Origin of the sequence: Micromonospora sp. NPDC049089, assembly GCF_040648775.1 — a bacterium.
Classification (GTDB): domain Bacteria; phylum Actinomycetota; class Actinomycetes; order Mycobacteriales; family Micromonosporaceae; genus Micromonospora.
In genome coordinates this window covers 21,379-34,357 of the sequence record NZ_JBEZEH010000050.1, presented here as the reverse complement: position 1 = coordinate 34,357, position 12,979 = coordinate 21,379, and the positions used below count along the sequence as shown (strand labels likewise).

The 12,979-nt window shown below is 69.1% G+C and carries 12 protein-coding genes; 5 read left to right on the top strand and 7 right to left on the bottom strand.

The genetic code is table 11. The features are described from left to right. Nucleotides 1-180 precede the first annotated feature (180 nt). The gene (locus AB0B48_RS11690; RefSeq protein WP_357199431.1) at nucleotides 181-843 is read right to left on the bottom strand and encodes a GNAT family N-acetyltransferase; all 663 of its coding nucleotides are present in this window, start codon (nucleotides 841-843) and stop codon (nucleotides 181-183) included. Between the two features lie 170 nt (nucleotides 844-1,013). Here AB0B48_RS11690 and AB0B48_RS11685 point away from each other — a divergent pair, with 170 nt between their 5' ends. Together AB0B48_RS11685 and AB0B48_RS11680 are read left to right on the top strand one after the other, a co-directional pair. Then, nucleotides 1,014-1,208 (top strand): DNA repair protein, encoded by a 195-nt coding sequence (locus AB0B48_RS11685; protein WP_357199428.1) that lies wholly within the window; start codon nucleotides 1,014-1,016, stop codon nucleotides 1,206-1,208. A 138-nt stretch (nucleotides 1,209-1,346) separates the two neighbouring features. Continuing rightward, nucleotides 1,347-1,865: a hypothetical protein gene (locus tag AB0B48_RS11680; protein WP_357199425.1), complete on the top strand. Its 519-nt coding sequence runs from the start codon at nucleotides 1,347-1,349 to the stop codon at nucleotides 1,863-1,865. A 10-nt stretch (nucleotides 1,866-1,875) separates the two neighbouring features. On the opposite strand, the gene AB0B48_RS11675 is transcribed toward AB0B48_RS11680, so the two are convergent. Next, nucleotides 1,876-2,604, bottom strand: coding sequence for a Clp protease N-terminal domain-containing protein (locus AB0B48_RS11675; protein ID WP_357199422.1), 729 nt, complete (start codon nucleotides 2,602-2,604; stop codon nucleotides 1,876-1,878). Between the two features lie 61 nt (nucleotides 2,605-2,665). Continuing rightward, nucleotides 2,666-3,664, bottom strand: coding sequence for a glycosyltransferase (locus tag AB0B48_RS11670; RefSeq protein WP_357199419.1), 999 nt, complete (start codon nucleotides 3,662-3,664; stop codon nucleotides 2,666-2,668). A gap of 112 nt (nucleotides 3,665-3,776) precedes the next feature. On the opposite strand from AB0B48_RS11670, the gene AB0B48_RS11665 reads away from it, so the two are divergent. Next, the gene (locus tag AB0B48_RS11665) at nucleotides 3,777-4,592 is read left to right on the top strand and encodes a DUF72 domain-containing protein (protein ID WP_357199442.1); all 816 of its coding nucleotides are present in this window, start codon (nucleotides 3,777-3,779) and stop codon (nucleotides 4,590-4,592) included. Between the two features lie 8 nt (nucleotides 4,593-4,600). Here AB0B48_RS11665 and AB0B48_RS11660 read toward each other — a convergent pair whose 3' ends face one another. After that, complete coding sequence (locus tag AB0B48_RS11660) at nucleotides 4,601-6,427, bottom strand: glycoside hydrolase family 15 protein (protein WP_357199440.1); 1,827 nt, start codon at nucleotides 6,425-6,427, stop codon at nucleotides 4,601-4,603. 165 nt (nucleotides 6,428-6,592) lie between these two features. Between AB0B48_RS11660 and AB0B48_RS11655 the strand changes: the two genes are divergently transcribed. Continuing rightward, nucleotides 6,593-7,018 carry a VOC family protein gene (locus tag AB0B48_RS11655; protein ID WP_357199416.1) on the top strand — a complete coding sequence of 142 codons (426 nt, stop codon included), beginning with the start codon at nucleotides 6,593-6,595 and terminating at the stop codon, nucleotides 7,016-7,018. 18 nt (nucleotides 7,019-7,036) lie between these two features. On the opposite strand, the gene AB0B48_RS11650 is transcribed toward AB0B48_RS11655, so the two are convergent. After that, nucleotides 7,037-8,251 carry an FUSC family protein gene (locus tag AB0B48_RS11650; RefSeq protein WP_357199414.1) on the bottom strand — a complete coding sequence of 405 codons (1,215 nt, stop codon included), beginning with the start codon at nucleotides 8,249-8,251 and terminating at the stop codon, nucleotides 7,037-7,039. Between the two features lie 57 nt (nucleotides 8,252-8,308). Continuing rightward, nucleotides 8,309-8,605 (bottom strand): DUF6582 domain-containing protein, encoded by a 297-nt coding sequence (locus AB0B48_RS11645; protein ID WP_357199412.1) that lies wholly within the window; start codon nucleotides 8,603-8,605, stop codon nucleotides 8,309-8,311. 200 nt (nucleotides 8,606-8,805) lie between these two features. Here AB0B48_RS11645 and AB0B48_RS11640 point away from each other — a divergent pair, with 200 nt between their 5' ends. Next, nucleotides 8,806-10,017, top strand: a complete 1,212-nt coding sequence (locus AB0B48_RS11640; protein WP_357199410.1) for a DUF1996 domain-containing protein — start codon at nucleotides 8,806-8,808, stop codon at nucleotides 10,015-10,017. A 45-nt stretch (nucleotides 10,018-10,062) separates the two neighbouring features. On the opposite strand, the gene AB0B48_RS11635 is transcribed toward AB0B48_RS11640, so the two are convergent. Beyond that, on the bottom strand, nucleotides 10,063-12,732 hold the full coding sequence (locus AB0B48_RS11635; RefSeq protein WP_357199407.1) for a ricin-type beta-trefoil lectin domain protein: 2,670 nt from the start codon (nucleotides 12,730-12,732) through the stop codon (nucleotides 10,063-10,065). Nucleotides 12,733-12,979 lie beyond the last annotated feature (247 nt).

The window sequence follows — 12,979 nt, the reverse complement described above, 5'->3', positions numbered from 1 at the left end:
GGCCGCCCGGGATCCACGGTCCGCGCCCATCACCCCGCCCCGCCCTCACCCCGCCCCGCCCTCACCCCGCCCTCACCCCGCCCCGCCGATCTTGCAGTTTCGGTGGTTGAGATGCGTGGAATGCCCGGGTGTGTCGCGACAGAAAGTGCAAGATCGCGGACAGCTGCGGCTTCGGGCCGGTCAGCGCGGATAGACCCCGTACGCGCGCCAGCCCCGGTCCGGGAAGCCAGCCGCTTCGGCGACCCGGGCCGAGGCGTGATTGTCCCGCTCATGCAGGTAGGTAGGGATCGCTCCCTCGTCGAGCACCCGCCGCGCAGCCTGGGCCACCAGCCGACGGGCGAGGCCGCGCCCCTGGGCGGCCGGCACCGTGCCGACTGCCAACTCGTGCCCGTACGCGTCGTGCCGTTTGATTGCCGCACCGGCCAGATAGGCGCCGTCCGGGTCACGGACCACCAGCACCGGCCGGTCGAAGAGTCGCAGCCACGGCGGCAGCCCGGTGGCGGTCGGATCGGTCCACTCCCCCACGTCGGGCAGCGGAGCGGGTGTCCGGCTCCACCGGAACGGACCGTCGTGTACGCAGAATTCGGGCCGGCCGACGGCCTCCGGCAACGCGGCGAGCAACCGAGCCGGCGTACGGCGAACCAACGCGCGGATCGCCGCCACCCGGTCCGGCGCAACAGAGAGCACGGCGCTCTGCCCGGTGTCCACGGCGAGCGCGGGGCGTAGCCGGCCGTCCCAGGCCGGTTCGGCACGCCGCTGCGAGGCGACCACGTGCAACCCCGGCCCGGCCGGCCACTGGCCGAGCCAGGTGGCCAGGTGCAGGTGAAGTCGCCGGTCGAGCATGCGCACCTCCCCGCGTCACCCGACCCGTCGTCGATCACCGTACGCCGGACGGCAGGGCCGGGCGCAGGATACGTCAGGGCCGAGCGGAAAAGGGTCCGGGAACCGAGCACTGGGATTGACCGTCATATGTATTTCCATATCTGGACACCTTTGTTTGGGACGGTGAACGCATGCCGATTCAGCCGAGCGACCACTACCAGCAGGACCCCGAGCGACTCTGGCGGGCCGCGGAGGCCGTCGGGGGCAATCCGCCCCAGCCGCGCTACCGGAACCCTCGGACGGTCGGCGGCAGCGCCCTGTCGTGGGCCGGCCTGAACAAGCTGTCCGTCGGCAGCTCCAGTCGGCACCGCCTGAACAACCACTGACGCACCACCGAGCGGGTGGCCTCTGACGTTCGCTCGGGGGCCGACACACCGGAGGAGGTCCAGCGGCGGCTTTCGCACACCTGTCGGGTAATTTCTTGTGGTCCGCCATCCCGGCCTACGACAGGAGAAGCTCCGCGCATGGGCAAGAAGACGATCCACGTCTCCGACTTCACCGGCACGGTTCTGCAGCAGGACGACGAGGTGGTCCGCGTCGTCGTACTGGAGCACCCGGACCTGGTCGCCGGGCCCGTGCAGTTGGACGCCACCCCGGGCGAGGTGGAGAACATCGACGACGCCGCGTTGGACGTGGCGGTGGTGGAGATCCACGATCGGCACGGCCACGGTGAGCCCCGCCGGGTGGTGCTGACCGCCAGCGAGTTCGACGCGATGGCCACCGACGTGCCGATGGCGCAACTGTTGAAGACGGCCGAGCGGGTCCGCCCACCCAAGGCCCGCAAGACCACCGAGAAGATCGACTACGGCACGCTGGAGCACGCCGGCAAGCCACACCGGGGCCGGGTCACCGAGGAGGAGGCACGCCTGGTGCGCGAGCAGCTCGACGAGGTCAACAAGCGACTCGCCGACGCGGGCGTACGCCAGATCGACCCGGCCGATCCGGAGCACGCCCTGCGTTACGGCTTCCCTGAGGCGTCCTGACCCCGGGTTCTCACTTCTTTCCGACGGCGGCGGCGAGGGCGGCAGCCAGGTCGCCCTCGACCGTCGCCTTGTCCAGGCCCAGGTTGGTGAGCACGCCGGCGCCGTCCTCCTGCTCCAGCAGGGCGAGCAGGATGTGCTCGGTGCCGATGTAGTTGTGCCCGAGGCGCAGCGCCTCCCGGAAGGTCAGCTCCAGCGCCTTCTTGCCGCGCGCGTCGTACGGAATGAGGTCCGGCACCTGCTCGGCGCGCGATGGCAGGACGGCGGCGACCGCCTCCCGTACCGCCTCGGGGGTGGCGCCGCGACCAGCCATCACCCTGGCGGCCAGCCCTTCCGGCTCGGCCAGCAGGCCCAGCACCAGGTGCTCGGGGCCGATCTCGGCGTTGCCGCTGGCGCGGGCCTCCTCCTGCGAGGCCATCACCACGTTGCGGGCGCGCGGGGTGAACCGGCCGAAGCCGGCGTTGGGGTCGAGCGCGGCCGCGTCGGTCGCCTTCGGCACGAAGCGCTTCTGGGCGGCCTGCTTGGTGACGCCCATGCTGCGGCCGATGTCGGTCCAGGAGGCGCCCGAGCGCCGAGCCTGGTCGACGAAGTGCCCGATCAGATGATCAGCGACCTCGCCGAGGTGGTCGGCGGCGATGACCGCGTCGGTGAGCTGGTCGAGCGCGTCGGTGTGCGCCGTCTTGATCGCCTGGATCAGGTCGTCGAGCTTGACGGTGCTACCGATCTGAAGAGGATCTGTCATGCGTCAACCATAGGTTGACGCATGCGCCTCGTCAACCCCGAGTTGACGATCTCGCCTCCAGTCAGGCCGAGTACTCCGGCAGGATCCGGGCGACCGCCGCCGGCGAGGGCATGCCGGCGATCTCGTCGGCGACCGCGCGAGCCGCGTCGCGCTGCTCGGCGTTGCCGTGCTGCGGCAGCAGCCGGTGGACCTGCTCGGCGATGGCACCCGCGTCCACCTCCCCGGGGAGAAGCCGAAGACCGACCCCGGCCGCGGTGAGGGCCTCCGCGTTGGCGAACTGGTCCGCGCCCTGCGGCAGCAACAACTGGGGTACGCCGGCCGCGAGCGCGCCGAGGGTGGTGCCGCTACCCCCGTGGTGCACCACCACGTCAACGAGCGGCAGCAACTCCGCCTGCGACACCCACTGATGCACGCTGACCTGGTCGGGGATGTCGCCCAGCTGTTCCACTGACACCCGGCCCGCCGCGACCACCACCTGCGCGCCAAGCGTCGCCAGACCGGCGATGGCCGTGCGGAGCAGCTCCGGCGTACCGAAAGCGGTGCCGAGGGTCAGATAGATCAACGGCCGGCCCAAGCGAGCGGGCAGTGGGGCCGGCGTCGAGAACGAGACCGGTCGCAGCTCGATCCGGCGTTCGGTGGCGAGGAAGCCCTTGTCCTGCAGCGAAGGTGGCCAGATGTCCAGGTGCGGCCGACCCACGACCTCGGCGTTGCTGGTCGGGAGTTCCAGGCCGATGCCCTCGGGAAACAGCCGGCCGAACCCGTGCCACAGGCCCGGGATCCCGGCCCGGTGAGCCGCCACGGCCGCCCCCGGCAACCCCCACTCGTGCACCACGAGGTCGGGCCGCAGCCGCGCCAGCTCCGGTGCGAGATCCTCGGCGTACACCTCGTAGAAGGCGTCGCCGGGACGGAACGGCCGCAGGCCGTTCGCGGCGAGTGGCGCGTGCACCTCCGTACCGGCGGCGAAGTGGACCTCGTGCCCGGCGTCCCGGGCGGCGATCGCCAGCGGGATCAGCGGGTAGGTGTGACCGACGGACGCAAGACTGGCGAACAGCACACGCATGGCGACGGACCCTACCTGGCGGACCGTGGACCCCGCCGGGTCCGCCGGCCCGGATACGGTGGGCTCCGGTCAAGTCGGGAGGGCGGTCATGCGTCTGCACGTGGGGTGCGCGATGTGGAGTCACCGGTCGTGGCCGGGGCACCGGCTGCCGCCCACCGAGCGCCTGGCGCACTACGCCAGTTGGTGTGACGCCGTGGAGGGCAACACCACGTTCTACGCGACCCCGGCCCGGGAAACCGTGGCCTCGTGGGCCGCCCAGACGGGCCCCGACTTCCGGTTCGTCCTCAAACTTCCCAAGGTCATCACGCACGAACGCCGGCTCACCCACGTCGACGAACCACTGAGCGCCTTTCTGGACGCCATCGAACCGCTCGGCCCGCGCGCCCACGCACTCTGGATCCAACTGCCCGGCTCGTTCGCGCCGGCCGACGTCCCGGCCCTGGGCCGTTTCCTGCAACAGCTTCCGCAGTCCCACAGGTACGCGGTGGAGGTGCGCCATCAGGCGTTCTTCACCGAGGAGCGGGCGGCCCGACTGCTCGGGGCGACCCTCGCCGCCGCCCACGCCGAGTGGATCCCCTTCGACACGACTGCCTTTTTCGCGAGCCCGCCTACCAGTGACGCGGAGCGGGACGCCTGGACCAAGAAGCCCCGCGTGCCGCTCCGGCCCCTCGCGCTGACCGACCGGCCGATCGTCCGCTACCTCGGCCGCGACGACCCGACGCGCACGGTCGAGGGGTGGCAGCGCTGGATCGACATGACAGTGACCTGGCTGCGCGAGGGGCGCTCGCCGACGATGTTCATCCACACCCCGGACAACGCCGAAGCGCCGACGCTCGCCCGCCGGTTCCACGACGAGGTACGGGCACGGGTTCCCGGGCTTGAGGCGTTGCCCGAGCCGATCCCGGTCGAGCCGTTGACGCTGTTCTGACCGGACCGTCAGCCCTGCTCGAGCAGGTCGTCGAGGTGGGCCGCCGTACTGATCAGCGAGAGGTGGCTGAACGCCTGCGGGAAGTTGCCGATCTGCTCGCCGGTCGGCGCGATCTCCTCGGAGTAGAGGCCGAGCGGGTTGCTGTAGGTCAGCATCTTCTCGAAGGTCAACCGGGCGTCGTCGAGCCGGCCGGCCAGGGCGAGCGCCTGCACGTACCAGAAGGTGCACATGTTGAAGGTGCCCTCGGTGCCGGCGAGACCGTCCGGCGAGGCCCTCGGGTCGTAGCGGTAGACCAGGCTGTCGGAGACGAGGTCGGTGTCCATGGCCCGCAGCGTGGACTCCCACATCGGGTCGGTCGGCGAGATGAAGTTCAGCCCGGGCATCGCCAGCAGCGAGGCGTCCAGGATGTCGGAACCGTAGTGCTGCACGAACGCGCCACGTTCCTGGTTGAACCCGCGTGTCATCACCTGCTGGTAGATGGCGTCGCGTTCGGCGGACCAGCGGGCGATGTCGCCGGGGCGGCCCCGGCGTCGCGCGATCCGGATGGCCCGGTCCAACGCGACCCAGGAGAGCACCCGGCCGTAGGTGAAGTCCTGCCGGCCGGACCGGGTCTCCCAGATCCCGTCCTCGGGCTGGTCCCAGTGGTCGCAGAGCCAGTCCATCAACCCTGCCGTCTTGCGCCACCCCTCGTACGGCGGGATCAGCCCATTGCGGTCCGCGAGTTCCAACGAGATGAGCGCCTCGCCGTAGATGTCGAGTTGCAGTTGGTCCGCCGCGCCGTTGCCGATCCGCACCGGTGCCGATCCGCGGTAGCCCTCCAGGTGACCCAGCACCTCCTCCGGAATGTCAGGTGAGCCGTCGATGCGGTACATGATTTGCAGGGGCATGTTGTCGTCCCGTGCCTCACGGATGCGCGCGTCGAGCCAGAGCAGATACTTCTGGGCCTCGTCGGTGAAGCCCAGGCGCAGCAGCGCGTGCACCGAGAAGGACGCGTCCCGGATCCAGGTGTAGCGGTAGTCCCAGTTCCGCTGCCCGCCGATCTGCTCGGGCAGCCCCGCGGTGGGCGCGGCGACAAGTGCGCCGGTCGGTGCGTACGTCATCAGCTTGATGGTCATCGCCGACCGCTCGACCACCTCCCTCCACCGGCCCTTGTAGCGGGAGCGGCCCACCCACCGCCGCCAGTGGTCGCGGGTCTCGGCGAGCAGTTCGCACGCCTCGTCGGTGGTGAGTGCGCGGGGCGCGTCCGGGCTGGCCGTCTCCAGGGCAACCCCGCCGATGTCGCCCGCGTGCAGCGTGAACCGCGCGGACACGCCGTCGGCGTCGCGGTGGAAGTCCCCCACGTGGAACGCCCGCTCCACGTCCTTGAAGGCGGCGAGGGAGAAGGTCAGCGTCGGGCTCCGGAAGACGTCGCCCTCGGGGTGCACCTCCAACTCGTACGGATCACGCCCGTAGTTGAACCGCGGGCGGCAGTGGAAGCGGAACCGCATGCTCCCCCGGACCATCCGGACCAGGCGGATCAACCGATGCCGGTCGGTGGCCTCCGCACCGGTGACGGGCATGAAGTCCAAGAGCTCCCCGACACCGTCAGCGCTGTGGAAGCGGGTGATCAGGATCGGCGTACCGGGCAGGTAGAGCTGCTTGCTGGAGTAGTCGACGCCGTCGGGCGAGAGCTGGAAGTGGCCACCGTTGCGGCGGTCGAGCAGCGCGCCGAAGACGCTCGGCGAGTCGAAGCGCGGCGCGCAGAACCAGTCGACGGTGCCGTCCGTGCTGATCAACGCAGCGGTCTGTAGGTCACCGATCAGACCGTGGTTCTCGACTGCCGGGTAGCTCTGCACGTTGTCCCCCGCCATCCGTGCTGGCAATGGCAGCGACTACCCGGGGACCGCCGAAAGATGCGGCCCGCCGCCCGACACGGTCGAGACCCACCGCTCATTGCGGAAGCGAAGCCTCCGCAGCGGTCGATAGCGTCACCACCAACGACATCGACGAGAGGACACCCGATGAGCCTGCGAGGATTCGCCACACTGAACATCTGGGCGGACGACGTGGCAGCGGCCACGGCCTGGTACGCGGACTTCCTCGGGATCGAGGCGTACTTCATGCGCCCCGGCCCCGACGGACGCCCGGCCTACACCGAGTTCCGCATCGGGGACTACCAGGCCGAGCTGGGCATCATCGACAGTAGGTACGCGCCGGCCGGCGCGGCGACCGGGCCCGGCGGCGCGGTCATGCACTGGTGCGTCGACGACCTCGAGGCGACAGTCGAGCGGCTGTTGGCGATGGGTGCCACGGAGTACCAGCCGATCACCCCGCACGGGGACGAGGGGTTCGTCACGGCGGCGGTCGTCGACCCGTTCGGCAACGTGCTGGGCGTCATGAAGAACCCGCACTACCTCGACGTTCTCGCCTCGCTGAAGGCGACCTGACGGAGGTGCCGGGGCGGTTCAGTCCCACTCGTCCCGGTCCGCCGTGCGCCGCACCAGCGCTGCCGCCTCGTCGGCGTTGAGCCCGCTTGCCATCAGCAGGTCGTGTGCCGACGTGCGGAAGTCACCCGCGGCGATCATGCCGGAGTAGCCCAGCCGGTGGGTGTGCGGGCGGGTGGGATCCGACGCGGCGGGTCCCTGCGCCTTCCCGACCAACTCGACGGCGGTCAGGATCTGCTGGCGCGCCTGTTGCGGCTCTGCCCGCGCGCGGATCGCGCAGCGCAGCATCTGCACGCTGTCGGCCAGCAGGTCGATGGCCGCTGGCAACTCCTCCGGCACCGGTTCGCCGTCCCGCAGGACCCTGGTGAGTCTCCTCGCGATCGCGCGCCAGGCGTACAGGCTGCGTTCCATATGTCGGACGGCATCGGTGTAGAAGGCCAGGGATGGGCGCTCCCGCCAGCGCAGTGGCGCCAGTCGCACCACCTCCTGGGCGGCGCCGAGGCCCTCGTCGAGCACGGTCAGCCGGGAGCCGAGGCCGCGTAAAGCGCCCAGGCTCCGCTGGGCGCCGTCAAGATCCCGAAGTCGCAGCGCCGTGGCCAGGTCGTGCATGGCGGCGATGGCCGGGTCGAGGACGGGTTCGGCCAGCCGCTTCACGGTCCGCTGGGGGTGGATGGGCACCACCAGCAGACCGACCGCCAGGCCGATCAACCCGCCGACCGCGGCGTCGACGAAACGGGGCACTGACAGGTCCCGTACCGGGGGTTCCAGGGTGGCGATGAGCACCGCGGTGCCGCCGGCCTGGGTGAGCAGCGAACCGCCGCCCTTGAGCAGCACCGCGACGATGATCGCCAGCACGACGACCACACCGGTCTGCCAGGCCCCGATGCCGAAGAACGGCATGAGCGTGTCGCCGACAGCGAGCCCGAGAACCACCCCGATCAGCAGTTCGATGGTGCGCCGCAGGCGTGAGCCCATCGAGGCGGCCACGATGCCGACCGCCGTGGTGGGCGCGAGGACCGGGGTGGGATTGCCCAGGAACTGGAACACCACGAACCAGGCCAGCGATGCCGCGACGCCGGCCTGCACGGACAGCAACCCGTAGAGGCGCAGTCGCCAGGCGCGGGTGCGCAGCCCGTGGCGCACCCGCTCGCGCAGGCCGTCCGACACCCGGCCGGCCCGGGCCCCCTCACGCGGCGACGGGTCGCCGCCGGTTGCTGGCTGCTGCTTCGCGGGCATCAGCGCCGCTTACCCAGGGCGGGCGTCCCTATCCAGCAGGTACGCGGCCAGAACCGGTCAGTGGGCCGAATTCGGCGTGTGCGGAAGTTTGCCGAGTTGACGCCAGTTCGTCTCCGCGACCTCGACATCGTAGTGCGCGGCGGCGGCGAGGATGTTCTGAAATGCCAGGTCGCGCTCCTTGTCGGTGACGCCCTGGACCTGGTCGAACCGGGCGATGGCGTTACGGACGTGGCCCGCGTCGGTCATCGGCTCCTTGCGTTTGTCGGGGAACGCGAAAACGCTCTCCGGCAACTCGCGCTTGTCCTTGTCCGACAGGCCACCGTGTTTCTCGTGGGGTTTCCAGGTCGACGTCATCTCCCACACGTACCCGCCAGATGTCCGGTAGCACCTCGCTCGGCGACATTTCCCCTGCTGACGAGCATGGCCGGCATGGATACCCACAACCTTCTTTAAGGAAGCTTTAGGAAGCTGTCGGTCGTGATCGGGAAGCGCCTACCATACGGCGGCCGTGGCCGTCCGGGTCTGCGCCGTCGTCTGCTCGTTGGGAGTGACCCGTGTCGTACGCCTCGTTGCCCGAACCGGACGCGGGCCAACCGCCGCCCCGTCACCGCCCGCCGAGCTGGTTCACCCGCAACAGACTGGGCGCGGCCGCGGGAGCCGCAGTCGCGCTCGTCATCGCCGCCGGAGGCGTGTACCTGGCCAGTGGCGACATGACGCCCGAGCCGTCGAACGCGGCCAACGCCCTCGACTACCCCTCGCCAGCGGCCGGGCAGCCGGCGTCGCCCGGGGTGGCGGCATCGACCGCTGCGACGCCGTCGACCGCCACGACCCCGTCGACCGGCGCGACACCGTCGACCGCTGCCGCGCCGAAGGCCCCGGCAACCGGCTGGATTCCGGTCGACCGGGCGACCTGGAAAGCGCAGGCCGACGCGTACCGGGCGTTGAAGATCGACCCCGTTCCGTCCGGGGTGGGCAACCTCCCGGAATTCCGGGCCGACTGCCAGTACAGCCACCGGCTACCGGACGACCCGATCGTCGCCCCCGGCCTACCGGGCGCGTCGCACATGCACTCGTTCGTCGGCAACAAGGCTGTCGACGCGAGCACCGTCGCCGGCGACCTGACGAAGTTCACTGCCACCTCCTGCAAGCCCGTCCAGGACCACTCCGCCTACTGGGTGCCCACGCTCTACGACAACGCGACGGGAAAGCCGGTCGAGACCACCGGGTTCCGGGTCTACTACCGCTCGCTGGCCAAGAACTCGACAGGCCAGATGCCGATGCCCAACGGCCTGCGCATGATCTCCGGCGACGCCAAGAAGAAGAAGCCGACCCCGCGGGGCGCGACCGGCCAGTTCTACTGCGCCTTCTACGGCCCCGGTGACCTCGACGGCATCGCCCGCAGCACCAACGGCAACTGGCCCATCTGCGGGGGCAACGCGACGCTGCACTTCATGATGCAGTTCCCCGACTGCTGGGACGGCAAGCACCTGGACAGCCCCAACCACAAGGACCACGTGGCGTACGGCGGCGGCAACGGCTGCCCGACCAGCCACCCGGTCCGGATCCCGGCGATCACCTTCGACATCCAGTACCCGGCGAAGGGCACCCCGGCGGGCTATTACCTGTCCTCCGACAAGGAAGGTAAGAGCGCCTCGTCGATGCACGGCGACGCGTTCGTGATGTGGGACGTCGACACCATGAACAAGCGCACCAAGAACTGCGTCCTCGGCCGCCGGACCTGCGACAACTACGGCTACCAGAAGTAGCCCGGGGCCAGGCCCGTGTCGGCCTGGCCCCGGAGTCTGGGTGGATCAGCTACGCAGCGTCCACTGCTGGTTCGGACCACCGTTGCAGGACCACAGGATGATCTTGGTGCCGTTGGCGGTGCCAGCGCCGTTGGCATCGAGGCAGAGCCCGGACTGACCATTCGTGATGGTGCCGTTGCTGTTGACGTTCCACTGCTGGTTCGTGCCGCCGTGGCAGTCCCAGATGATGACCTGGGTGCCGTTGGCAGTGCCGTTCCCGGACGCGTCCAGGCACTTGTTGCCGTAGACGGTCAGTTGCTTGCTGCTGGTGGCGGTCCACCGCTGGTTCGTGCCGCTCCCGCAGTCGTATAGCTGCACCTGGGTGCCGTTCGTGGTCGACGAGTTCGGCACCTCGACACAGCGGCCGGACTGGCCACCCACGAGCTGCCCCTGCCCCGTACCGCTGCCGCCGCCCTGCTGCTGCCGGACGATCGAAGTCGACTCGGCCGACCGGTTGCCCTGTGCGTCGACGACGTAGAGCCGGTATTCACCCTGGGTGGTGGGCACGGCGATGGACGTCGCGTTGCCGGCCGCCCTGGTCATCGTCGCCCCGGCGGTGAAGGTGGTCGTGCCGTACGGCGCCAACCAGACCGACTTGGTGGCGTCGCCGGTGCTCCGGATCGGGATCGACGCTGTGGCACTGGCGACGAACGTACTGGCCGGCAGCACGTAGTTCGGCGCGGAGAAGTTGCTCGCCGGGATGATGTCCCGGTACGCGTCCTCAAGGCCGGAGTTCGCCGCGATGCTGTACGCCGCAGCCGGCCACACGTAGTCGGAGGAGACGAGGATGTCGGCGACCGTGCTGTTCGGCAGGTTCTTGTTGGAGACCTTGTTGATCGGGCCGTAGATCTGGGTGATGCTCAGGTCGTGCTTGCGCCCGAAGTCGTCTGAATTAATCATCCAGGTGACGTTCTTGTCGATGCTCAGCACGTTGTCCCGGAAGGTAATGAAGGCCGATCCCTCGTCCGGGTGCAGTCCGTACTTGTGGCCCGAGGGCACGCCCTGGAGATAGTTGTTGGTGATGGTGGTCCCGGGCTGGCTGCCGAGCGTGTAGATCGGCGCGGTGTCACTCAGGCGCTGCACCGTGTCGATGATGTGGTTGTAGCTGATGGTGTTGTTTCTCGCCGTCGTGGTGGGTCGGTTGGGCTGGATCGAACCCGACGACCCGTCGAAGTTCCACCAGCCCCAGCCGAGCGTGATGCCCGACCACGGGGCCTTCTCGATCCGGTTGCGCTGGATGGTGAGGGTGTCGGCGAAGTACGCCGAGATGGGGCTGTGCCCGTTGAACAGGACGGCGCTGTCGTACAGGTAGTTGTTCTTGATGTCGATGTTCTTCGGCAGCCCTTCGACCGACGCGGAGTACTTCTCCCGGTTGGTCGACGTGCCGTCGCCGATGTAGACGTGCTGGGGATGACCGACATTGATGGCCGACCCCGCGATGTCGTTGGTGGCGTTCCCGATCAACTGCGTGCCCTGCACGTCGTTGACCATGCTGATGCCGTCCGCGCCGGTGTGCTCGATCCGGTTGCGTTGCAGCAGGAGGCCGTCGGCGTTCTGGATCTGGATGATGCCGGGGGTGACGTCCACGTTGCGGTAGTGGTAGACGTGGAAGTTGCCCTTCGCGTACACCTGCGCTCCGAGGTTGCCCTGCTGCGCCTGCTTGAAGGACGAGCCGGCCACGTTGAACAGGTTCCAGTCCGAGTGCCGCACCGTCAGACCGGAGAATGTGATGTTGCGGGCATGGCTCGACGTCGAGGTGCCGGCCACGCGCAGCACTGTGGTGACGTTGTTCGGCGCGTAGACCGTGGCCGTCGACATGTTCTCGGCACTGGCCTTGTAGTAGTAGACCGTCTTGGTGGCCTTGTCGAAGTAGAACTCACCGGGCGCGTCCAGGAACTCGTACGCGTTCATGAGTTTGTGGGTGCCGCCGACCTGGGCGTTGCCGTTGAACGCGCCCTGCGCGATGGCCGCACCCGGCTGCTGGAACAGGGCGACCCGGCTCCCGCCGTCGGTGGTCACCTGTCGGACGCCGACGATGGCAGTGGTCCAGGTCGTGCCCGTCTCGATCTCGATGTCGTCCTGGTTGCGCGCGATGGCGGGGAAGTCGCTCTGGTTGTACCTGGCGCCGTCACACTGCGACCCCGACTCCCAGGCCCACGCGGCCTGGTTGGCCGTGATGTTGTACGTCCCGAAGCACCCGCCCGAGCTGATCGTCTTCGTCGCCATGACAGCGCGCTTGTCGTTGACGTAGAGCGCCCGCAGCTTGTTGGCGCGGTCGAGCGGCGCCTTCCAGATGTTGCCGCTGTGCTGAGTCCACCCGGTCACCTGGACGCCACCGTCAAGGACCGGCTTCTCGTTGGCGTAGGCACCGTAGCTGATCCGGTATCCGTTGGTGCCGGAGTCACTCGACCCGAATTCGATGGTGCTGGTCACCGGATAGGTGCCGCCCCGGAGAAGGACGTTGACGTCGCCGGTCAGGTTCCCGCTTATCGTTCGAACGACGTCCCGCGCACGTTGGATCGTCTTGAACGGTGACTGCAACGTTCCCGGATTGGCGTCGTTACCGTCCGGGGCGACATAGTAGGTCGCCTGGACCGCGGCCGAGGCCGGGAGTTGGTTTGTCAGCACTGCCGGCAGTGTGGCGGCGACAAGCGCCGCCACCGCCAACACTGACATTCGAGCGGTGGATAAGGCTGACTTCACGTCTGTTCCTCTCACTGGTCGTCGATGTGGTGCCCAAAGTGCGTATCGAGCGACGAGTACGGAACAGCGACGCCACGAAGGGCCGGCGGGGATTTCCGTCGCCCCGACCGCACTCTTTGTTAACCGCCCCGAAATTCTTACTGGGAGCGTAGGTCACACGTCTGACCAATGCAACAGTCAATCGGGGAGCGTCTATGCATAAATACCCACGGACCGGGCA

What these genes read in the sequence shown, in the direction of transcription:
- AB0B48_RS11690 (WP_357199431.1), bottom strand. Translation starts at nt 843, where the DNA reads ATGCTCGACCGGCGACTTCACCTGCACCTGGCCACCTGGCTCGGCCAG.
- AB0B48_RS11685 (WP_357199428.1), top strand. Translation starts at nt 1,014, where the DNA reads ATGCCGATTCAGCCGAGCGACCACTACCAGCAGGACCCCGAGCGACTC.
- AB0B48_RS11680 (WP_357199425.1), top strand. Translation starts at nt 1,347, where the DNA reads ATGGGCAAGAAGACGATCCACGTCTCCGACTTCACCGGCACGGTTCTG.
- AB0B48_RS11675 (WP_357199422.1), bottom strand. Translation starts at nt 2,604, where the DNA reads ATGACAGATCCTCTTCAGATCGGTAGCACCGTCAAGCTCGACGACCTG.
- AB0B48_RS11670 (WP_357199419.1), bottom strand. Translation starts at nt 3,664, where the DNA reads ATGCGTGTGCTGTTCGCCAGTCTTGCGTCCGTCGGTCACACCTACCCG.
- AB0B48_RS11665 (WP_357199442.1), top strand. Translation starts at nt 3,777, where the DNA reads ATGTGGAGTCACCGGTCGTGGCCGGGGCACCGGCTGCCGCCCACCGAG.
- AB0B48_RS11655 (WP_357199416.1), top strand. Translation starts at nt 6,593, where the DNA reads ATGAGCCTGCGAGGATTCGCCACACTGAACATCTGGGCGGACGACGTG.
- AB0B48_RS11650 (WP_357199414.1), bottom strand. Translation starts at nt 8,251, where the DNA reads ATGCCCGCGAAGCAGCAGCCAGCAACCGGCGGCGACCCGTCGCCGCGT.
- AB0B48_RS11645 (WP_357199412.1), bottom strand. Translation starts at nt 8,605, where the DNA reads ATGACGTCGACCTGGAAACCCCACGAGAAACACGGTGGCCTGTCGGAC.
- AB0B48_RS11635 (WP_357199407.1), bottom strand. Translation starts at nt 12,732, where the DNA reads ATGTCAGTGTTGGCGGTGGCGGCGCTTGTCGCCGCCACACTGCCGGCA.